At 40.0% G+C, this 19,185-nt stretch carries 25 protein-coding genes, 3 pseudogenes and 1 riboswitch; of the genes and pseudogenes, 4 read left to right on the top strand and 24 right to left on the bottom strand.

The features are described from left to right. Window positions 1-6 precede the first annotated feature (6 nt). Window positions 7-195 carry a hypothetical protein gene (locus NDM98_RS21750; protein ID WP_251611581.1) on the bottom strand — a complete coding sequence of 63 codons (189 nt, stop codon included), beginning with the start codon at window positions 193-195 and terminating at the stop codon, window positions 7-9. Window positions 196-266: 71 nt separating this feature from the next. Further along, window positions 267-818 carry a phosphatidylglycerophosphatase A family protein gene (locus tag NDM98_RS21755; protein WP_251611582.1) on the bottom strand — a complete coding sequence of 184 codons (552 nt, stop codon included), beginning with the start codon at window positions 816-818 and terminating at the stop codon, window positions 267-269. 139 nt (window positions 819-957) lie between these two features. On the opposite strand from NDM98_RS21755, the gene NDM98_RS21760 reads away from it, so the two are divergent. Genes NDM98_RS21760 through NDM98_RS21770 form a run of 3 tightly spaced genes read left to right on the top strand, consistent with a single transcriptional unit; the run spans window position 958 to window position 2,677 of the window. Then, a complete protein-coding gene (locus NDM98_RS21760; RefSeq protein ID WP_251611583.1) occupies window positions 958-1,686 on the top strand; it encodes an alpha/beta hydrolase in 729 nt (242 codons plus the stop codon). Between the two features lie 31 nt (window positions 1,687-1,717). Further along, window positions 1,718-2,215 carry a 2'-5' RNA ligase family protein gene (locus tag NDM98_RS21765; protein ID WP_251611584.1) on the top strand — a complete coding sequence of 166 codons (498 nt, stop codon included), beginning with the start codon at window positions 1,718-1,720 and terminating at the stop codon, window positions 2,213-2,215. Window positions 2,216-2,239: 24 nt separating this feature from the next. After that, on the top strand, window positions 2,240-2,677 hold the full coding sequence (locus NDM98_RS21770) for a GNAT family N-acetyltransferase (protein WP_251611585.1): 438 nt from the start codon (window positions 2,240-2,242) through the stop codon (window positions 2,675-2,677). A 57-nt stretch (window positions 2,678-2,734) separates the two neighbouring features. On the opposite strand, the gene NDM98_RS24390 is transcribed toward NDM98_RS21770, so the two are convergent. The 15 genes and pseudogenes from NDM98_RS24390 to NDM98_RS21830 form a co-directional block, all read right to left on the bottom strand. After that, the gene (locus NDM98_RS24390) at window positions 2,735-3,043 is read right to left on the bottom strand and encodes an MTH1187 family thiamine-binding protein (RefSeq protein WP_307728939.1); all 309 of its coding nucleotides are present in this window, start codon (window positions 3,041-3,043) and stop codon (window positions 2,735-2,737) included. Window positions 3,044-3,169: 126 nt separating this feature from the next. Further along, window positions 3,170-3,538, bottom strand: a pseudogene (locus tag NDM98_RS24395) (DUF1385 domain-containing protein); the annotation flags it as partial. Between the two features lie 53 nt (window positions 3,539-3,591). Continuing rightward, window positions 3,592-3,723, bottom strand: coding sequence for a hypothetical protein (locus NDM98_RS23695; protein ID WP_285804118.1), 132 nt, complete (start codon window positions 3,721-3,723; stop codon window positions 3,592-3,594). A 31-nt stretch (window positions 3,724-3,754) separates the two neighbouring features. Further along, window positions 3,755-4,324, bottom strand: coding sequence for a hypothetical protein (locus tag NDM98_RS21780; protein ID WP_251611587.1), 570 nt, complete (start codon window positions 4,322-4,324; stop codon window positions 3,755-3,757). A gap of 84 nt (window positions 4,325-4,408) precedes the next feature. After that, a complete protein-coding gene (gene thiD / locus NDM98_RS21785) occupies window positions 4,409-5,209 on the bottom strand; it encodes a bifunctional hydroxymethylpyrimidine kinase/phosphomethylpyrimidine kinase (RefSeq protein WP_251611588.1) in 801 nt (266 codons plus the stop codon). Window positions 5,210-5,222: 13 nt separating this feature from the next. After that, on the bottom strand, window positions 5,223-6,332 hold the full coding sequence (thiO, locus tag NDM98_RS21790; protein ID WP_251611589.1) for a glycine oxidase ThiO: 1,110 nt from the start codon (window positions 6,330-6,332) through the stop codon (window positions 5,223-5,225). A gap of 16 nt (window positions 6,333-6,348) precedes the next feature. Further along, window positions 6,349-7,128, bottom strand: a complete 780-nt coding sequence (locus NDM98_RS21795) for a thiazole synthase (protein WP_251611590.1) — start codon at window positions 7,126-7,128, stop codon at window positions 6,349-6,351. Between the two features lies 1 nt (window position 7,129). Continuing rightward, on the bottom strand, window positions 7,130-7,327 hold the full coding sequence (gene thiS, locus NDM98_RS21800) for a sulfur carrier protein ThiS (RefSeq protein WP_251611591.1): 198 nt from the start codon (window positions 7,325-7,327) through the stop codon (window positions 7,130-7,132). Then, entirely contained in the window at window positions 7,324-7,953 is a 630-nt protein-coding gene (gene thiE, locus NDM98_RS21805) for a thiamine phosphate synthase (RefSeq protein WP_251611592.1), read from the bottom strand. Before thiE ends, thiS begins: the two co-directional genes overlap by 4 nt. A 67-nt stretch (window positions 7,954-8,020) precedes the next feature. Further along, window positions 8,021-8,126, bottom strand: a riboswitch (TPP riboswitch). 50 nt (window positions 8,127-8,176) lie between these two features. After that, window positions 8,177-8,434 carry a YqgU-like beta propeller domain-containing protein gene (locus NDM98_RS24785; RefSeq protein WP_373370439.1) on the bottom strand — a complete coding sequence of 86 codons (258 nt, stop codon included), beginning with the start codon at window positions 8,432-8,434 and terminating at the stop codon, window positions 8,177-8,179. A 149-nt stretch (window positions 8,435-8,583) separates the two neighbouring features. After that, on the bottom strand, window positions 8,584-9,252 hold the full coding sequence (locus tag NDM98_RS21810) for a YqgU-like beta propeller domain-containing protein (RefSeq protein ID WP_251611593.1): 669 nt from the start codon (window positions 9,250-9,252) through the stop codon (window positions 8,584-8,586). A 129-nt stretch (window positions 9,253-9,381) separates the two neighbouring features. Continuing rightward, on the bottom strand, window positions 9,382-10,794 hold the full coding sequence (gene aspA, locus NDM98_RS21815; protein WP_251611594.1) for an aspartate ammonia-lyase: 1,413 nt from the start codon (window positions 10,792-10,794) through the stop codon (window positions 9,382-9,384). A gap of 64 nt (window positions 10,795-10,858) precedes the next feature. Then, window positions 10,859-11,837 (bottom strand): annotated as a pseudogene (locus NDM98_RS21820) (ROK family glucokinase). Window positions 11,838-11,841: 4 nt separating this feature from the next. Further along, window positions 11,842-12,033 (bottom strand): YqgQ family protein, encoded by a 192-nt coding sequence (locus tag NDM98_RS21825; protein WP_251611595.1) that lies wholly within the window; start codon window positions 12,031-12,033, stop codon window positions 11,842-11,844. A gap of 17 nt (window positions 12,034-12,050) precedes the next feature. Continuing rightward, on the bottom strand, window positions 12,051-12,563 hold the full coding sequence (locus tag NDM98_RS21830; protein ID WP_251611596.1) for a hypothetical protein: 513 nt from the start codon (window positions 12,561-12,563) through the stop codon (window positions 12,051-12,053). Window positions 12,564-12,661: 98 nt separating this feature from the next. Between NDM98_RS21830 and NDM98_RS21835 the strand changes: the two genes are divergently transcribed. Further along, on the top strand, window positions 12,662-13,069 hold the full coding sequence (locus NDM98_RS21835) for a YueI family protein (RefSeq protein ID WP_251611597.1): 408 nt from the start codon (window positions 12,662-12,664) through the stop codon (window positions 13,067-13,069). Here NDM98_RS21835 and NDM98_RS21840 read toward each other — a convergent pair. From NDM98_RS21840 to rpmG, 7 genes and pseudogenes are all read right to left on the bottom strand, one after another. Then, window positions 13,066-14,527: pseudogene (locus NDM98_RS21840) on the bottom strand (spore germination protein). The gene NDM98_RS21835 and the pseudogene NDM98_RS21840 sit on opposite strands and share 4 nt — an antisense overlap. A 68-nt stretch (window positions 14,528-14,595) precedes the next feature. Next, the gene (locus tag NDM98_RS21845; RefSeq protein ID WP_251611598.1) at window positions 14,596-15,891 is read right to left on the bottom strand and encodes a rhomboid family intramembrane serine protease; all 1,296 of its coding nucleotides are present in this window, start codon (window positions 15,889-15,891) and stop codon (window positions 14,596-14,598) included. Window positions 15,892-16,273: 382 nt separating this feature from the next. After that, complete coding sequence (gene yqgO, locus NDM98_RS21850; RefSeq protein ID WP_506324409.1) at window positions 16,274-16,480, bottom strand: protein YqgO; 207 nt, start codon at window positions 16,478-16,480, stop codon at window positions 16,274-16,276. 61 nt (window positions 16,481-16,541) lie between these two features. After that, the gene (locus NDM98_RS21855) at window positions 16,542-17,561 is read right to left on the bottom strand and encodes a ThiF family adenylyltransferase (RefSeq protein ID WP_251611600.1); all 1,020 of its coding nucleotides are present in this window, start codon (window positions 17,559-17,561) and stop codon (window positions 16,542-16,544) included. Between the two features lie 15 nt (window positions 17,562-17,576). Continuing rightward, window positions 17,577-18,311 carry a DUF92 domain-containing protein gene (locus NDM98_RS21860; RefSeq protein ID WP_251611667.1) on the bottom strand — a complete coding sequence of 245 codons (735 nt, stop codon included), beginning with the start codon at window positions 18,309-18,311 and terminating at the stop codon, window positions 17,577-17,579. Beyond that, window positions 18,235-18,924, bottom strand: coding sequence for a 5-formyltetrahydrofolate cyclo-ligase (locus NDM98_RS21865; RefSeq protein WP_251611601.1), 690 nt, complete (start codon window positions 18,922-18,924; stop codon window positions 18,235-18,237). The genes NDM98_RS21860 and NDM98_RS21865 overlap by 77 nt, the downstream gene beginning before the upstream one ends. 62 nt (window positions 18,925-18,986) lie before the next feature. Then, entirely contained in the window at window positions 18,987-19,136 is a 150-nt protein-coding gene (gene rpmG / locus NDM98_RS21870; RefSeq protein ID WP_054712094.1) for a 50S ribosomal protein L33, read from the bottom strand. Window positions 19,137-19,185: the final 49 nt, after the last annotated feature.

Consider the following 19,185-nt stretch of genomic DNA (forward strand, 5'->3'; position numbering starts at 1 on the left):
GAAAAATCAGATGATCTCATCATACGTGTATCGTACAACGTAACGATTTGACTTAAGTTTTTTCACTTCAACAAGAGGACCTACCTCATAACCATTATGCCAGTTATCCTCAATTTTCGCTTTCAAGCAACCAGCTTGAAACCGAGAATAAAATACTTGCTTATAATAGATCCAACGAGGCAACTCTGATTTCATCTTCCCATACCTTTCTTCTTATGCTTCCCTTCTATTAAATCAAACATTCATATCTTTCTCAAAGAAATTGTTTAACCAATTAAGTCCTCCTCTTCTCTTTTTCTAATATCAACTAATCGTCTGTTTTCCTCGATATCACGAATACGGTGGGCAAGCCTAGCCGAGGCACTTGCAGCTATACTTGCAACAAGATCGTCAAGGAACGTATGCACCTGTTCTTTCCTTTTATCCAATTCATCGATAATACCTACTTTTTGTTTGTCTAAATAACCAAAAGTAGTGACAGCTATACTGCCAAAACCAAATACCGAACCTAGAGCAATTGTTTCATCAACACCAAATAATCCTTCGTCTTGTTTAACCATACTTAATAAAGGTTCACTTAACATTCCTTTTTCAGCTAATTCATCTAATTCAACACCCACTAAAATAGCATGTTGAATTTCGCGTTTAGTAAGTACTGCATCTGTGCTTTCTATACATGAAGCCATGTCTAAATTTTCTGCATAGGGCTTTTGAAGATCATACACAATTTCAGCGATTGCTTCAATTGTGACACCACGTTCGGCAAGTTTCTGTCTGGCCGCTTTCTCAACCGTTTTACACGGAACTCTTTCTATCATTGTAACCGCCTCCCTTATTTTCTATTCTACCATATAGGCAGATTCATCGCTTTTTGTACAATATATGATAAACTAGGCTAAAGTACATCTAAAGGTTTAAAGTAAGACTTATTTTTTGCATAAGAAAGGTGATTTCATCATGGCTACGCTCCAAGGAACGTTACAGGATACCACAATTCAAAGTAAATATTTAGATGATGAGGTTACCCTTTTAATTTATCTTCCTCCAAACTATACACCTCTTTCATCCTATGACTTGTTAATCTGTCAAGATGGAAAGGATTTTTTTCAGTTAGGAAGAATTCCGAGACAACTTGAGGCTTTAATTAGTGAATATGAGGTTCGCGAAACCATCATAATAGGAGTACCTTATCCTAGTGTACCTGAAAGAAGAGAGCGCTATCATCCAGAAGGCAAACGTTCAGAAGCTTATAGAAAATTTCTTGCATTTGAACTCCTACCGTATTTGGATGACAATTTTCCTACTCATCAATTGCCATCTGCAAGGACGCTAGCAGGTGACTCTCTTGCAGGTACCATTTCATTGTTAACTGCCTTAGAATATCCCACATTATTTGGTCAGGTCATGATGCACTCTCCGTATGTTGATGAGCATGTTATGCGCGCGGTTCGAGATCATCAGTATAAGAACAGTTTATCTCTATATCATGTGATAGGTTCCGAGGAAACCATAGTGAAAATGACAAACGGTGAAGAAGCGGATTTTCTTACTCCAAATCAAGAATTATCGGAGCTACTCGAGGCTTCTCCATTCACGTATAGCTTCCGGATTTTTGAAGGGAACCATACGTGGACATATTGGCAGAAAGATCTGCCAACAGCATTAAAAGTGATGCTACCTTTTTAAGTCACACATATTAAAATGAGGAGGAATTAAAATGACTTATGGTATTGCTCTTTTTCCATCAAAAGAATTACAAGACGAGGCAAATTCGTTCAGGAAAAGATTTGATTCTCATTATGCATCCATTCCTCCACATATAACACTAACAGATCCTTTTGAAGTAGATGAAGAAAAACGATCTACCTACATCGACTCATTAGAGAGTGTAGCAAGCGAGCAACCACCGGTCGTAATTGAGATCTATAAGGCGGATTCCTTCATCCCCTTATATCATAAGGTTTTTTTAAAAATACGTGAGCACGAAACTCTGTTAACACTACATCAAAAACTTCATTCACCACCTTTTTCATCAGAAATGGCACACACATTTGTCCCTCATATTACGATTGCTCAAGATTTGCCAAAAGCAGAAAATGACGATCTCATTGGTCAACTTAAGATGAGCGGATTTTCTCATAGTGAAATAATTTCTGAATTTCATCTTATCCAGGCAGCAAGAGGATGGTCGTTGGAGTATTGTGAAGACGTTTGAATTAAAAGGAGAATAACTTACAACATGAAGAGTAGCACCTGGAACATTTGTACTGTATCGACTCCACGTGAATTAGAAGATGCTTTTTCCGTAAGAAAAAACGTATTTGTTGAGGAACAAGGTGTATCAATAGATCTTGAACGAGATCATGAAGATGATTCAGCCATTCATTTTGTCCTGTATGATCATGGTGTACCCTCTGGAGCAGCACGAATACGCCTATTAGAAACGTATGCAAAACTTGAACGTGTTTGCATCCAGAAAAGTATGAGAGGAACTGGTGCAGGGGCCGCGTTAATGGAAGCAATCGAAACGGAAGTAACTAAACAAGGTTTTGATGTTGCCAAGTTAAATGCACAAGTACATGCGTCTGGCTTTTACAAACGAATCGGGTATACAGTTTGTTCTGGAGAATTTATGGATGCCGGAATTCCTCATGTTACAATGGAAAAGAGACTGTAAGCATGACAAAAAACGAAAGCCACACATGTAAGACGTGTGGCTTTCGCTTTTTGTGTTTTATTGAACCATTTTCTCTTGGACTGATGCAAGCTTACTTTCCATTGTCTGGTGCTTGTCTCTTCTGTCATCAATTCGAATATTAGTCGCCACTCGCTTAATGCCGCTTTTAAATGGCACTTCATGAATCGCTTGAATGACTTCAAATAAAACAGGTAGCTCCCCTTCAATTAACGTACTCATCGGTGTTAGTTGATAGGTGATGTTGTCTCCATAAGATTCGAGAACGGTTTGAATACTTGCTACATAATCACTTACGCTTGGTCCCTCTGTTCCAATCGGAATGATTGTTACATCTACAATCGCCATTTTTTTCTTCCTCTCTTTTTTAATTCTTCTTATTCGGTGTGGGAACTCTTTTTCTGCTAATAACCCGTATGAGGTAATAGCTGCTAAGAGATGCATTCGCTCGGGTTCGCTAGTTGTAACATATCGCTGTAAAAAAGCTGATACTGGCAAAATGTATCGCTTTAGCCAATGTTTATTGAGTCGTTCCGTAAAACAAGCAGGTACAATTGCGCCATAGGAAGAAATGGCTAAAGCTGTGGCTACATCTAGTCTTGCCAGAACCAATAGAATGCTACCTAAAAGTACGCTTGAAAAATAAACAACAATCACATTCGTTGAGCAGCCACGATTTACAATCGATGCCTGTTGGATCTTTCTTAACCTCACTCGAGTGATTAAGCCCTTTGAACTAAATACTTTATGTTCAGCTCCATGATATTTGCGCAACTTCTTTGGGAACAGAAAGTGCATGCCAAAAGCCAAATATAAAAGTGAATAAAAAGGGAGACCTGTCATTTCCCATAATACAGGAGGCAAGATGATGCCTCCCAGAACTAATAATGTCAAGATCACAAAACGGTTGGTAAACTGATAAGCAATTCTTTCCCCATCTTTATACTCGTTTTTAACGAAATAGGCTCAACCCATGAAGTAAGTTCCCCCTTATGATGGCTAGCACAGGCTACATAATGGTTTGTCATATAAAAAACCCCTGCTTGGAAAGACATGCCTCTAATGAACATACGAGCTTACCTCAATCTCTTCTACCCAAAAAGGGACATTACTTGCTTCACCAAATGTTGGGTCTGAGAATGTTGCATCCTGTTGTTCAAGTGGCGCATGTTGGGCCCACGTATGTAACAAAAATACTTCTAGATCTTCATAAGACACATCATCAGACTCTAGCTCAATAATAAGAGTGCCACGATTGCCAAGACTTTTGTTTTCATCTAGTTCATTAGGGAAGGCTACAATCCAGCCGTTATCTACCTCTACTCCATCGGCTTCATACAATATTCCATCTGATGCGTGTAGCTCTACACTTAGACTCTCGACTGCCCCCGTCACCCCGATATAGTCATCACCAAACATGCCGTCAGCTGGCATAGCTCGCCACTGCCACGATAACTCAACAGTAGATGCCATAAGTGATCCCGACCAATCGATGTTATCTTGCAAATCAGCGTTAGTCACTTCATTTGACTGATCATTTTTCAGATAGAAATAACCACCAACCGCCATTACAATCATTAAAAGTGCTGGTAATAAAAAAACGATAAAATGATTGCCTCGTGTCTTCATCCTTTATCCCCCAGATTTCTTTGTGTCTCTACGTTACCATGAATACATAATAAGCGAAAGAAAACACTCAAAAACCGCCAGTTCTTATGACCGACGGCGATATGCGGAGTGGTTAACGGGACCCGCTCCATTACCAATTGAAAATCCTTCTTTAATGGCACAAGTAACAAAGGCTTTGGCGGTCTCAACAGCATCAATTATATCTGCTCCCTTAGCTAGTTCTGCAGCTATAGCTGATGCTAATGTACACCCTGTTCCATGTGTATTCGCCTGATTTATACGTTTCTGTGAGAAGTGGGTTAGATTCTGTCCATCATATAAAAGATCAATGGATTCCTCTCCAGGCAGATGACCACCTTTTAATAAGATGTTGGATGCCCCTAACTCATGCAATTGATAAACAGCCTCTTCCATCTCTTGAACGGTTTCAATAGGAGCCGTCTCCAATATTCGCGCTGCTTCAATTAGATTTGGTGTAACAACTGTAGCCATTGGCCATAATGTTGTTTTTAATTCATGGATAGCCTCTTGCTTTGTCAGCTCAGAGCCAGTAGTTGAGCCGAGAACTGGATCAATAACGAGATTGTTATATCCATAAGTAGAAAGCAACTCTGCAATGATCTGAATATGCTCGGCTGATACGAGCATCCCTGTTTTTACAGAATGTGCGCCAATATCACTCAAAACTGACTCTAATTGTGCTCGTAATGCTTCTAATTGTACGGGAAATACAGCTTGAACCCCTCTTGTATTCTGAGCAGTAATGGCGGTAATGACACTCATGCCATACGTATCAAGCTCTTGAAAAGTTTTTAAATCTGCCTGTATGCCAGCTCCTCCACCACTATCCGATCCTGCAATGGTCAATACTTTTGCGAGTGTCATATGCTCACCTCTTTTATGAAAAACGTTCTGGTTCAAAACGATCTAATGAAATGAAAGGCAGTTGACGTACAGCTAGATCTGCCACTGCTTTAGCAGTAGCTGCACTTAGCAGAATGCCATTGCGGTAGTGTCCAGGATAAAAGATAACTCGATTTGCTTGCTGTAGCCTACCAATTAACGGGTACCCATCTTGAGTAGCTGGACGCAAACCTGCCCATTGATGAAATGGTTTAAGTTCTTGTAGAAAAGGTAGCATATGATGATTCCAGTTTGTTAATCGATTAATGCCTTTTTCCGTTACTGTTGTTTCGAATCCAGCAATATCTTCAGAGGCACCATTCACAAGTGTTCCATCAGCTTTTGAGACAAGATAGCCTTGGCTCGAATAAAGAATATGCTTGATTCGTTCTGGCACAAGTTGATAGGCACAAATCTGTCCCCGAATTGGGTAAATTGGAAAGTTTAAAGAGAAGACATCTTCGTATTCTTTTGCCCATGCCCCAGAAGAGATAACGAGTTGATCTGCTTCAAATTCTTGTCCACTTTTAGATGTTAAGCGAATACCTGATTCCCATTCTTCAAGCTTAATATGCTCTAAATGATCGTAAAGTTCCACGCCAGATCTTTCGCATGCTTTTTCTAGCGCTTTTACATAATCCGGTGCATAGACATGACTTTCTTCTGGATAGTGAATCGCACCAATCACTTCACCAGATAACTCAGGTTCAAGTTTTTGGGTAGCTGATTGATTTAGTATAGTAGCTTCTACACCAAATTCCTTTTGCCATCCTTGACGAGAGGATAAGGATAAAAGGTCAGCCTCATGGTACACACAATGAAGACTTCCTGATTCGGTATACTCAAATTCAAGACCTGAAGCTTTTTTTACATCAGCCTGCCACTTAGGAAATAGCCGCAAACTTGATAAACAAAGGCGAAAGAAATCATCCGGGTCCTCTCCGATTTCGGAATAAGGTGCGAGCATCCCCGCAGCTGCCCCAGAAGCCTGCCCACCAAATGATTTAATTTCTAGAACAGCCACTTCTAGTCCACGTTGACGTAATTCAAAAGCAGTGGCGAGTCCAATTACCCCGCCTCCAAGAACGATCATACGATCTGCCATATAACTCACACACTCTCTATTTAACGATAAATGATTCTAGTTGACTGCTTGCTGTTGCGTACGGTTTTTTAGGAATTCGTCCAGCCTTATAAGCCAGGCGTCCAGCTTCTATTGCCAGCTTCATTGCTTGTGCCATTCTTACAGGATCCTTTGCTTTTGCTACTGGTGTATTCATCAGAACACCGTCCACACCAAGCTCCATCGCCTGTGTCACATCACTTGCTGCACCTAGGCCAGCATCTACAATAATTGGTACATTTGCTTCCTCGACAATTAAACCAATATTATATGGATTCAAAATACCAAGACCTGTACCTATTGGCGATCCACCTGGCATCACCGCAGCTGCCCCTGCCTCTTCAAGTCGTTTTGCCAAAACAGGATCATCTGATGTGTACGGTAACACCGTGAACCCTTCTTTTACAAGAATCTCTGTAGCTTTTAGTGTTTCAATTGGATCTGGCAGTAATGTTTTTTCGTTTGCACTAATCTCTACTTTTATCCAATCACTAATTCCAGAGGCTTTGGCGAGTCTTGCAATTCTTACAGCCTCTTCTGCATTACTTGCTCCAGACGTATTCGGCAGATACGTAAAAGCCGTAGAATCCAAATGCTGCAGAATCGCATCCTCACCTGGACTCTCCAGATTCACTCGACGAATGGCAAACGTTAAAATCTCAGCTCCCGCCGCTTTAATCGCCTCGTTTTGTACAAAAGGGTTCGGATATCTACCTGTTCCTAAAAAAAACCTCGACGAAAACTCTCTGCCTGCAATAACTAACGAATCATGCTTCACATTAACCGCCTCCTACAAAATGAACCAATTCAATCTTCATACCATCAGCAATCTTTGTAGATGATCGTTCCTCTTTAGCAATAATCGCACCATCTACTTCTGTAACAACAAGCTCGTGATCTAATTGATAATGATCAACTAGCTCTTCAAGAGTCTGAACCTCAAGTGAGACCTGTTGTCCATTAACTTGAACGGTCATGTCGTCGCCTCCTCCATCAGGTTAATAATCTCTTCACAGCGTGCCTTTACGTCATCAGCTTCTACAATCTCCGTGATCATACAAACTCGTTTAGCACCGGCGTCCATCACTTGTTTAAGATTATGTCGTTTGATCCCACCAATTGCTACATATGGAATGCTAATTTCCGCTTCAATTTGTTGAATATACGAGGTTGTAACTGGATCAACTACGTCTTCCTTGCTATTTGTCGGGAATATTGGACCGACACCGATATAATCGGCTCCTCCCTTTTCAGCTTGTATAGCCTCATCTATTTGATGAGTTGAGATTCCAATGACCATATCTGGACCAACAATTCTTCTTACTTCATCCAGAGGAAGATCGTCTTGTCCAACATGAATTCCATCAGCACCTACGGCAAGAGCCACGTCAATATGATCATTTACGATAAACGTAACACCATGTTTTTTGGTCACTTCACGAAGCTTCCTAGCTTTTTTAAGAACGTCTATTTTGCTGCTTTTTTTATCTCTAAGCTGAACGATGTCAACTCCTCCAAGAATTGCTTGTTCCATCACATTCACTAACTCTTTTCCGGGGTGAAATTCTTCCCCTGTTATTGCATATAACCGAAATTCCTTCATGTATAATCCTCCTAATATCGTCAAAAAGCCGTACTCCTGCGTTAGGAGTACGGCTACAAAGTTAATAAGCTTAGTTAGTCGACTTTCCTACGCTGGATAATCCAGATCAGGTACGAGGGTAAAAGGAAGATCTCCTGATTCTCAGCCACAAAATGGCACCCCTAGTCTATATATAATTCTACTTTCAGTATGACAGAAAACCGTTCTCTTGCAAAGTCATATGCTAGTATAGCTTGAAAACGGAGCCATCATTGGTATTCATGAGCTTTTGTTTATTAGAGCCAGTTAAGATCCATTTACCATCATCAGATAAAACAAGCGGCTCTTGATGATCCACATGCCCTAAATTTGTATATGAATCGTCATTTAGGTCATAGGCAAGCAGTTCAAACCCATCCTTATAGGATACATAATCAGCTGAATATTGAGGTCGTAAATAATAGAAAATGTCATGTAATCCATCAAAGGCATATGATGTAATCCACCATTGTTCCGAAAATGTATTTAAAGCTTGGAATGGTTAATGAACCTAGCTTTTTCATTCCATCCGTGAATTCGTAGAGAATTTCATTTGCATGAATTTCCTTGTATTTCACTAAAACAGACCGATCTTGATACAAATTCGCATGGTTAGAAAAGTCCCGAACCATAACCATCAGTAATTTTGGATGAACTTAGTTCATATTGTTTTAATGGGGCTTCAATAGACGGAATCATACTCCAGTTTAAATAAGATACAGAATCCGGAGAAGACCATTGCAAATAGCTACTCTGAATGCCTGTTTTATCAATCGATAACGGATCCAACTGAATATGATATACCTCTTGTTTCCAATCAGGTAAAAAAGCGACAGCCATAAATTCAGCTTCATCATACGGACTCCAATAAATCGAGTAATCATCTGCTTCAAGTGTTGGTGTGCTACTCACCTCACCATTTGCATTTAGAATAATTAGTTCGGCTTGATCTTGATCGTTTAACGTTTGTAGCGCAAATCGTGTATGATTGTAATTTGCATCTAAACGATGAAAGCTTTGGTCATCAGAATATAAAAGCTCATCATCCCCTGTAAAAATGTCGTGCCTATACATCTCAAACGAGTCTTCTCCTGAAAGAAGATACAGTATGGTTTGATTATCAAACCATCCTATCACTTCTAAATCCCCTTGTTCTTTAGGCTCAATTGGATGAAACTTTTCCCCTTTTACCGAGCTATTTGCCAAATCAGTAGAATCAGCATCCCCTTGACAGCCAGTTACCAAAACGAACAACACTAAACCGGCACATACCTTTTTCATGAATTGGCCACCTTTTATCTATCTCTATGCTTATTATGACATGTCAGCTTTCTTTCCCTCAACTGATTTTTCGGCACAAATGAAAAAAAGCTGAAGGTGACATGTAATGTCCCTTCAGCTTGCGCAAAACTACATGGAGATAAACCTAGACCCAGCAATACCTGGATTAGTCATTTCTTTTGGATTCAGAATTTCATTCAGTTCTTCTTCTGAGAGAATTCCTCTTTCAAAACAAATTTCTCTTACCGGTCGACCCGTTTGAATGGCTTCTTTTGCAATTCGAGTCGCAACCTCATAGCCAACATGAGGATTAATAGCTGTTACGATTCCAACACTACCCTCAACTAAACCTAAGCATCTTTCCACATTTGCTGTAATGCCCTCGACTGCAAATTCTCTAAATACTCGCATTCCATTATTCAAGACGGATAGAGATTGCAGTAGATTAAAGACTAAAACAGGCTCCATTACATTTAATTCTAGCTGCCAAGCTTCCGATGCTAAACTAATCGTATGGTCATTTCCAATCACTTGAAAAGATAACTGGTTAATAACCTCACACATCACAGGATTCACTTTTCCAGGCATAATTGATGATCCTGGCTGTCTTGGTGGAAGATTAATTTCGTTGAAGCCAGTACGTGGTCCTGAGCTCATTAATCGAATATCGTTTGCCATTTTCGATAGGTTAATCGCAAGGATTTTAAGTGCACTTGAAACTTCTGTATAAGCATCTGTATTTTGAGTAGCATCCACTAAGTTCTCAGCCTGACTAAAAGGATGACCTGTAATTTCTGCAAGATATTTCGAGACTTTTTCAATATACTCTGGAAGTGCATTTAATCCAGTACCAACAGCTGTTGCCCCCATGTTAACTTCATACAAGTGACCTACAGATCGTTTGATACGATCTAAGTCCCTCATCAGCACTCGTTTATATGCGCCAAATTCTTGTCCTAAACGAATCGGAACCGCATCCTGTAAATGAGTTCTTCCCATTTTCAACACCGAATCAAATTCTTTTTCCTTTGTTTCCATCGCTTGAATTAAACGGGATAGTGAGTCCTGTAATTGATGGGCAAGATGCAAACTAGCGATGTGTATAGCTGTTGGAAAGGCGTCATTGGTAGATTGAGCCATATTAACATGAGTATTTGGGCTCACTCTCAAGTATTCACCTTTCTCTCCTCCTAAGATTTCAATGGCCCGATTAGCAATGACTTCATTGGCATTCATGTTAAAAGAAGTACCCGCACCACCTTGAATGGAGTCTACAATAAATTGATCCACCCATTGTCCATCAATAATTTCATCAGATGCCTGGATAATGGCTTCTGCTATCTTAGGTTGAAGCACGCCTACATCTCGGTTCGCCATAGCTGCTGCTTTTTTTACATACCCAAACGCACGTATCAATTCTGGATGTGGCGGGTAACCCGTAATAGGAAAGTTCTCTTTTGCTCTCATAGATTGAATTCCATAATAAGCGGTTTTTGGAACTTCTTTCTCACCTAATAAATCTCGTTCAATGCGATACTCCATATTCGTACAGTTCTCCTTTATTTTGCGATAACCTTATCTTTTATATCTTATGTGTAATAAATGTCTATGCTTTCCGTTTAGCCTCTTTGGCAATCCATGCGGCACCAACAATACCCGCATCATTTCCTAGCTCGGCAATTTTAATATCGGCCGCTTCTTTTACTCGTTTTAAGACAAATTTAGAATATGTATCATTTAATGGATCAAGTAAGGTTTGCCCACCCTTAGATACACCCCCACCAATAACAATTCGACTTGGGTTTAAAGTATTTGCTAAATTGGCTAAAGCAAACCCTAGATAAAACATACTTTTCGCTACGACTGCTTTTGCACATGTATCGTCATCTTCTGCTGCAACGATCACATCACGAGCTGTAAGCTTTCCGTCATTGTGAAGAGGTAAAAGTGTACTATCTGGATATTCAGGTAATAAGTCACTAGCAAGTTGAACAATGCCTGTTGCTGAAGAAACCGTCTCTAAACAACCCGTCTTCCCACAATTACACTGCCTACCACCTTCAGGAACGGATGTAATATGACCGAGCTCTCCTGCCATGCCATTTGCTCCATGCAAAATTTGGCCATTGGCAATCACTCCACCACCTACACCTGTGCCAAGCGTAATAAATAGAACGTCCTGTGCACCATCACCTGCACCTAGCCACATCTCTCCAAGCGCAGCGATATTCGCATCATTATCAACCGAAACAGATACCCCTAGCTCGTGTTCTAATTCATCTTTTAAAGCAAAGTCTTTCCAAGCCTAAATTAATCGCTTCATAAACAAAACCCGTCTCAATCTCTAAGAAGCCAGGTGCTCCAACTCCAGCAGCAATCACAGTATCTGATTCTTGTCCAAGCTCAGATAACTTTTCATGGATTGTCTGACCGATATCTTTCACTACCTTTGTACCACCCTCGTTAATAGCAGTTGGAATTTCCCACTTCGTTTTCACTTCACCAGCCTCTGTTAAAAATGCAAGCTTAATGGTTGTTCCACCAATATCAATTCCCGCTAGCCACTTCTCTCTACTCACAGTCATCCCCCTAGTTTAATTGGTTTTTTTCTTTAAGAATAATGGCCATCGCTTGGCTATATTCTTTTGCAGAAAACAAGCCGTTTGATTTAAGCGACCTTACCTCCTCCATTAGCAAAGCAAGATCATATTCTCGATTTCCTGTATAAATAAACGTTCCATACTGTTTGATTTGCTGTAACAAATCATAATAAGTGTTCATAAGCCACCTCGACTCTATTATAACAGCTTAAAGAGGGTAACGAATAGTAGCCAAACTAACGGAATAAAAGAAATATATGCAAAGCGCCACAGCTTTTGACGAATCTGTATCTGAATAATAAGTCCACTAACCATGGCAACAAAAAATACAACCGTCATACACAGCGTAAAAAATGTCCTAAAGCCAATAATGCCCCACTGAAATCCAATTAAAAAAAACAAGGTACAAAATAAAAACACGATGACTTTCTCATGAGGTGGGAAAAAACCATAAATAGGATGAAACCGAGTGATGATTGATATGACAACTAATATACAACAAATAGCGAGAAAAAAATCAACGAATCCAAAACTTATAAATGGAGGGAACACAACTCCGATAAACATACCTGCATAGGAGAAAAATAAAAATAATCCCGTCAGAATGAGTAATTGCATAAAAGGAGGTAGAACTCTTGGACAAGCCAGTAAACTTCCAATAGCAAAACCAATAGAAAATACAAATAAAAAGATCGTTAAAAATATCAACATAACTATGTGTCTCCTTTCACAAAGTACAGATGTATATGGTATGTTTATGAAGACAACGATGAAAACAGGACAATCAATCTCAACGGAGGCGAAACAACATGAAAAAAGTTAATGACATTTTAGAAGAAGCAATCTACGGAAAGCCTGAAATTAGACCACAGGAACGTAAGCTATTCCTTTCCACAATATTAGAAAGAGTTTATGTAGCTTTAACCGTAAAACAAGTTGTATCTGGAAGTGTTTATGATCAAGTTTCAACCATTATCAACACAAAAAAAGACCTCCACCTTTATATAAATGGACATCTTTCTTATCAGTTCTATTCTCGTTATACAAAGCTTGCTACAAAAGCAAATGTACCCTTCACAATTGTGACACCAACGGAATCGATTCCAGTTGGCCTAGTGCTTGCGGATGCGCACCATGCTCTTTCTCCTGCAATCAACTCTGTTTTTGTTGAGGATACATTATATGAAAAAGACATGGCTGCATTTAACAAGGATTAACGATCAGGGTCTTTTGGATGTAAAACCGTTGGGCGTCTGTTTTTTAGTGGCATAGGTGCGCGTAATAAAACATCTCGCATCGCACGATAATCAAATGGTATAAGTGGCCATAAGTACGGAACGTTCATGACGGACATACTGCTCAAAAGCATCAACCACAACGTAATGCCTACTATGTAACCACCCGCTCCAAATAGAGCAGCTATCAGTAAAAACACAACACGTATGATCCGATTTGCCAGACTAAGCTCATAGCTTGGTGTCGCAAACGTTCCAATTGCCGCCATAGATAGATATAAGACAACTTCTGGCGAAAAAAGACCAACGTCGATTGCCACTTGTCCAATCAACAAAGCAGCAACTAAGCCAAGTGCTGTTGCAAGTGCTGTCGGCGTGTGTATAGATGCCATTCTTAGCATCTCGATACCCATCTCCGCTATTAGAAATTGAACAATTAAGGGTATTTGACCCGTTGTTTCTGCACCTACAAATGAAAGTGCAGCAGGAAGCATATCAGGATGAACAGCCAGAAGGTACCACAATGGCAATAGAAACAATGAAGCCCACACAGCAGCAAATCTTACAATACGCTGTACGGCACCAACAATTGGCTTTTGTCGGTACTCTTCAGCGTGTTGTAAGTGATGCCAAAAGGTAATCGGCGTAATCACTGCACTTGGTGAGCCGTCAACTAATACGAGCAGATGCCCTTCATATAAATGAGTTGCGCTCACATCTGGACGTTCCGTATACCTAACAAGGGGATATGGGTTATAGTGCTGCCCAAATACAAATTCCTCAATAGATTTGTCTGCCATGGGAAGCCCATCTGTTTTGATATTTTGTAGGGCGGTATGAATATGTTCGACGTACGATGAATCAGCAATATCTTCAATATAAATGATAGCAAGATCCGATTTTGAGCGACGACCGACCTTCACATATTTAACTCGTAAAGTCCGATCCCTTACTCGCCTCCTAATGAGGGCTGCATTCATAACAATGGTTTCAACAAATCCGTCTTTTGAACCTCTGATGACTTGTTCAGTATCCGGTTCTTCCGGTGAACGAACTGGATATTCACGAGTATCCATTATAATAACGTGACTCAGACCTTCAACAATCAATGCACACGGACCAAGCAAGCACTTCATCAATGACTTGATCTAGATCCGTAGCCTTTGAAAGCTCCACATAAGGAATAACCTGCTCACTTAAATACGCTTCAAATTCATGCTCCACGAGCTCATCTTTATCCAAATAACGAAGCTGCTTTTGAATCTCGGTAATCGCGGCATCTTTGCCAAATCCATCTACAAGAAACAGAGCCATCTTTCGTCCACCATGCTTTAGCTCAAGACAAATCAAGTCAAAGCTTTCATCTACAGCAAGTTCTTTTTTTAGATAAGCTAGGTTCTCTTGGAAATCAGTTGAAACTTTTGTGCCTGTCCGTTCCATCCCATCACCCCTATCCTTACACATTATTTGCAGATTCAGCTGCAAACATGTATAAGGTGGAGTGAAAACTATTGATTCCCGTCGAGCTGATCTTTTAAATCAAGATATAACTGTTCATCTGGCTGCAATTCAATTGCTCGATCGACATATGTTCGGGCTCTATCTTCCTCACCCTCCATAGCATATGCAAGAGCAAGATTGTAAAGTGCCTCATGAAATTCTGGCCGAATGTCAATTGCCTCTTCAAGTAGAGGAATCGCTTCTGCATTTCGTTCTTCATTTAAATAAATATAAGCCAAGTAAAACGGCACTTCAGGAAGTTCCGTGTCATTTTCCATAGCGCGTTCAAGATATGGAATAGCCTCTTGCAGCTGGCCTTGTTCAATTCGTTCTGCAGCAATCTGTAGATCTGTTTCTGCTTGATAAGAATCCTGGTTCATGCCAACCTGCCACAAAATACTCGCACCAATTACAACTGCAAAAAGTGCAGCATATCGCTTCCAGTACCCTTTTTGTTCAGGAAGCCCAACGACTGCAGCCGCTAAGAAACCACCTGCTAATCCACCAAGATGTGCCCCCATATCAATTCCTTGAACCATAAAACCAAATACCAGATTAATGACAAGGATTAGGATGACATTTGAACCCATCGTACGAAAAAAGAGTTCACGATGAATTACTCCAAAATAGAGTAATGCCCCAAAACAACCAAAAATGGCTCCCGAAGCACCCGCAGAAACAGCATCCATAAACGCAAAACTAGCGAGTGAACCCGTTAGTCCAGCCACAATATATACTACAATAAAACGAACTGAACCATAAATTCGTTCGACCAACGTCCCTAAAAAATAGAGAGCTAGTGAATTCATAAACAAATGTAAGAAGCCAACATGCAAAAACATTGACGTAAATAGACGCCACCACTCGCCATCAACAATGAGTGGATTATATTTTGCCCCCCATTCAATCAAATGAATGGTTGAGGTACTTCCACCTACTACATACTCCATCCAGATATACATCAAAATAATCGCTGTAAGCATCACATACGATACAATTGGTTTGCCTCGAGTAAATGTTTTGTGCTCTTCCTTTTGCTTGTCTTGCAATGTCTGTCTAACTGCTTGTTTGTAACCGGATATTTGTTCTTCATATTCTTCATCGGATAGCGTTTCTAAATCCTCAGGTAATTGATAACCCGCTAACTCACCTTGCAATAGCTCGGCTTGCTTTAGTTGATTTTCTTCTAACAAAAATGTACGCATCTGTATCTTGCCATTTGTATGTTGAACCGGCTTGTTCAGTACATATTGCCAATCATCAACCGGAGGAAGCACAGCTACGTAAACATTATCAACATCCATACTTCTCCACTTTAATTGCGCTCTAAGTGGATCAAGTTTACGAAAGGTCAAATCTATATTTTGTTTTAACTGGTTAGCCCAATCAAGATCTGTTCGGACCAAGCCTTATTATTTTTTTGGACTTCCCATCTGTTAGCCACACTTCATCCGTTTGCAAAGACAATACCCGATATTGCCGTTTTATGACTAATGTATAGACGAGTCTCCAAAAATAAGCATCATGTTTTCTCACGTTCATAACCGCACTCCCCAGTCAGAATCCTAACCCTTTATGTACTAAAGTATAACAAGATTCTAACTTTACTTAATAGCAATAACACCTGTTCAAAAAAAGAAGTCCGGTATCTACGAGCTTTATTAACTCATAACCGGACTACACGTCTTATTCCATTGAAGGTACTTGTTCTTTTTGAAATACCACTCCAGATAACTTATCACGGATAAAAGGAATTTTAAGCGCAAGATGAACAGCCACTCTACGAAGAAGCTGATACTTAAAAATACTGTTAACCATCCGGTATCTGTACTTGATCATGACATAAATGCCCACAACTAATGCAACGGCTGTTAGAAGATTACGGATAGAAATCCCCTCCTTTTCCGTTACGTTGTGAAAAAAGCCTAGTTTTTATCCATTTAATTTGAATGTATTAGTTACCAATGTATCGACTAAATAGACTTTTCGCTCTGCTAATTTCCTCTGTTCCTTGAACAAGAACACGGCCATCAGGAAATAGGACTAATCTTTCACCCTCATGCAGTTGCACTCGAATAAGAAACGGTGTTTTTTTCACTTCAGTGGCTAAAGGTGTTAAACGTTCACTCCATTCATCAAGTTCAAATGGCATACCTCGATTAATCTGAACGGTTTCTCTTCCACACATCATTGTGGCCTCGTCCGTTGATTTGTTTAAATGGTTAAACTCACCCTTCTGACACGTTGGACAAGTTGCTTTCGGTTTTGTAATGGAAACTTGGTGCTGCCTATTATGCCAGACATCAATTGATAATAAAGCATGGCGGAGCGAACCATGATTTCCTGTTAAGTACTTTAAGACCTCTACACATTGCATAGAGGCAACAATATCTACAACAGGACTAATAACTCCAACCGTATCACAAGTAGCTCCTGACGAGGCATTAGAGCCTATTAAACATGATAAGCAAGCCGTCTCTCCAGGAATAAACAAACTCGTTAATCCAGTTGCTCCAACTACACCACCGTATGCAAAAGGAATGCCCAGTTTAAAGCACGCGTCATTCATCAGAAAACGTGTTTGAAAATTGTCAGTGCCATCAAGAACAACATCTATGTCATCCAGTAATTCCATCACATTAGTTGGATTCACATCCGCTACAATCGACTCAATTTGGATAGTAGAATTTATTTTTTCGAGTTTATATTTTGCAGCCTCAGCCTTTGGAAGATGATCGCGGACATCCTCTTCATCATACAGCATCTGTCTTTGCAAGTTACTCATTTCCACATAATCTCGATCAACAATCCTGACGCGCCCTATACCAGCTCGAACAAGATGGTTTGCAATCGCTGTACCAAGTGCTCCCATTCCAACTATCAAAATAGAAGCTTCAGCTAACTTTAATTGACCTTCGTTCCCAATTCCTGAAAATAGCATTTGCCTTGAATACCGTTCATTGATATTATCCAATTGCCTCACTCCACCTTACAATATCATATAAGCAAACCCTGCACCCGTAATAGCTCCCATTATGGTACACAATGCGTTAACCGTATCATTGGTTACCCAAAGTAATCCATTTTTATGAATGGTTGGCTCTTGGCAATGCATATGTTGTTCGGTTGTTGCTCCACAATTAACACATGTAAATGTTACCTGTATCGTTGCTCCAAAAATGGTGTCTGCCATATTTCCTACAAATCCTGCCACTATAATCCCACAGATTAAAGGCAATTGCCAAACAAATGCCTGCCAGTCAAATAACAACGCACTAGCAGCAATGATAGTACTGCCTGCTAATGCTGCAAAAGTCCCTAAAAGAGTCACAGCACCAGAGGTTCCAGGCAAGACTCGTTTAAAGCTTAAAACATGAAAAGGTCTCGATTTGCTAAGCTTACCAATTTCAGATGCCCATGTATCGGAGTTTGCTGCTGCAAGACTTGCAATAAAAGCCGCTTGATAAATCGCGGATGGATGTACGGCATGTAATAAAGCAATAACAGCGGCTGCTCCACCATTCGCTAATACCTGCCATGCATCACGTTGACTACCCTTCACTTCAATCGACGTTTCCGCCTTTTTTCGGAAAATAGAGCTCAACGCAGAAGAACTTATAAAAAATACCGCTAAAACAACTAAACCACTAAGACCCATACCGAGTGTAATCGCAAAACCAACTCCAACAGCAGTCACAGCTCCTGATTTTGTAAGCTTCCTCAATCTGTAAGCAATGATGGCTAGAAAAATAACACCTATGTATAACAGGACATTCATTTAATCCTACCCCTTGAGATAGAAGGTAATCAATTATGTGATCATGCTCTTCTAGAGGTATAGTATCAACTAATTGAGCAGAAAAAAGCAGTGAGACGGTGATCCCTTTGAATTTTGGTAAATAACGGTCATAGTAACCTCCGCCAAGTCCAAGTCTATAACCTTGTTTGGTAAAAGCAACGCCAGGCACAATCATAAGATCAATATCATTAGCTGATTGCAGAGTCGATTGGCTAGGAATAGGTTCCTTTAATTTAAACACAGTTTCTTCTAACTGCTGATACGTTTCTATTATAAAAAATTCCATTTGTTTAGTCTGTGTATTTATCCGAGGAAGCGCAACTTTTTTTCCTTCTTCCCACGCTTTAGCAATCATTGGCTCAGTATCAACTTCAGGAAATCTCGAAACTGTTAACGCAACAGTTTTGGCTTTTTGCCAATAAGACTGCTGGTATAACTGTTCGGCGATACGTTCTGATTGAATTCGATAGGTAGTAGGTGTAAGTAAAGTAAGTTCATTTAAAACCGTTTCGCGGATCAGACGCTTTTCCATTTTCATTGATTACCATGCCCTCTTTCCTTCTAGAGTCCAAAAAAAAATAAGCGGCGAAAATCGCCTGCTTATTTTGTCTCGCGGTGAAGTGTGTGGCGCTTAAGGCGCGGGCTATACTTTTTAAGCTCAATACGTTCAGGGTTTGTTCGCTTGTTTTTAGAAGTGATGTACGTACGATCACCAGTTTCCGTGCAAGCAAGAGTAACTTGTACACGCATAAATTTATCCCTCCAAACATTCCTAACTTTCATACTTGATTATGATAGC

It is taken from the genome of Alkalicoccobacillus plakortidis, from assembly GCF_023703085.1.
Classification (GTDB): domain Bacteria; phylum Bacillota; class Bacilli; order Bacillales; family Bacillaceae_D; genus Alkalicoccobacillus; species Alkalicoccobacillus plakortidis.

What these genes read in the sequence shown, in the direction of transcription:
- NDM98_RS21750 (WP_251611581.1), bottom strand. Translation starts at nt 195, where the DNA reads ATGAAATCAGAGTTGCCTCGTTGGATCTATTATAAGCAAGTATTTTAT.
- NDM98_RS21755 (WP_251611582.1), bottom strand. Translation starts at nt 818, where the DNA reads ATGATAGAAAGAGTTCCGTGTAAAACGGTTGAGAAAGCGGCCAGACAG.
- NDM98_RS21760 (WP_251611583.1), top strand. Translation starts at nt 958, where the DNA reads ATGGCTACGCTCCAAGGAACGTTACAGGATACCACAATTCAAAGTAAA.
- NDM98_RS21765 (WP_251611584.1), top strand. Translation starts at nt 1,718, where the DNA reads ATGACTTATGGTATTGCTCTTTTTCCATCAAAAGAATTACAAGACGAG.
- NDM98_RS21770 (WP_251611585.1), top strand. Translation starts at nt 2,240, where the DNA reads ATGAAGAGTAGCACCTGGAACATTTGTACTGTATCGACTCCACGTGAA.
- NDM98_RS24390 (WP_307728939.1), bottom strand. Translation starts at nt 3,043, where the DNA reads ATGGCGATTGTAGATGTAACAATCATTCCGATTGGAACAGAGGGACCA.
- NDM98_RS23695 (WP_285804118.1), bottom strand. Translation starts at nt 3,723, where the DNA reads ATGACAAACCATTATGTAGCCTGTGCTAGCCATCATAAGGGGGAACTT.
- NDM98_RS21780 (WP_251611587.1), bottom strand. Translation starts at nt 4,324, where the DNA reads ATGAAGACACGAGGCAATCATTTTATCGTTTTTTTATTACCAGCACTT.
- thiD (WP_251611588.1), bottom strand. Translation starts at nt 5,209, where the DNA reads ATGACACTCGCAAAAGTATTGACCATTGCAGGATCGGATAGTGGTGGA.
- thiO (WP_251611589.1), bottom strand. Translation starts at nt 6,332, where the DNA reads ATGGCAGATCGTATGATCGTTCTTGGAGGCGGGGTAATTGGACTCGCC.
- thiS (WP_251611591.1), bottom strand. Translation starts at nt 7,327, where the DNA reads ATGACCGTTCAAGTTAATGGACAACAGGTCTCACTTGAGGTTCAGACT.
- thiE (WP_251611592.1), bottom strand. Translation starts at nt 7,953, where the DNA reads ATGAAGGAATTTCGGTTATATGCAATAACAGGGGAAGAATTTCACCCC.
- NDM98_RS21810 (WP_251611593.1), bottom strand. Translation starts at nt 9,252, where the DNA reads ATGAAAAAGGTATGTGCCGGTTTAGTGTTGTTCGTTTTGGTAACTGGC.
- aspA (WP_251611594.1), bottom strand. Translation starts at nt 10,794, where the DNA reads ATGGAGTATCGCATTGAACGAGATTTATTAGGTGAGAAAGAAGTTCCA.
- NDM98_RS21825 (WP_251611595.1), bottom strand. Translation starts at nt 12,033, where the DNA reads ATGAACACTTATTATGATTTGTTACAGCAAATCAAACAGTATGGAACG.
- NDM98_RS21830 (WP_251611596.1), bottom strand. Translation starts at nt 12,563, where the DNA reads ATGTTGATATTTTTAACGATCTTTTTATTTGTATTTTCTATTGGTTTT.
- NDM98_RS21835 (WP_251611597.1), top strand. Translation starts at nt 12,662, where the DNA reads ATGAAAAAAGTTAATGACATTTTAGAAGAAGCAATCTACGGAAAGCCT.
- NDM98_RS21845 (WP_251611598.1), bottom strand. Translation starts at nt 15,891, where the DNA reads ATGGATGTTGATAATGTTTACGTAGCTGTGCTTCCTCCGGTTGATGAT.
- NDM98_RS21865 (WP_251611601.1), bottom strand. Translation starts at nt 18,924, where the DNA reads ATGAAAATGGAAAAGCGTCTGATCCGCGAAACGGTTTTAAATGAACTT.
- rpmG (WP_054712094.1), bottom strand. Translation starts at nt 19,136, where the DNA reads ATGCGTGTACAAGTTACTCTTGCTTGCACGGAAACTGGTGATCGTACG.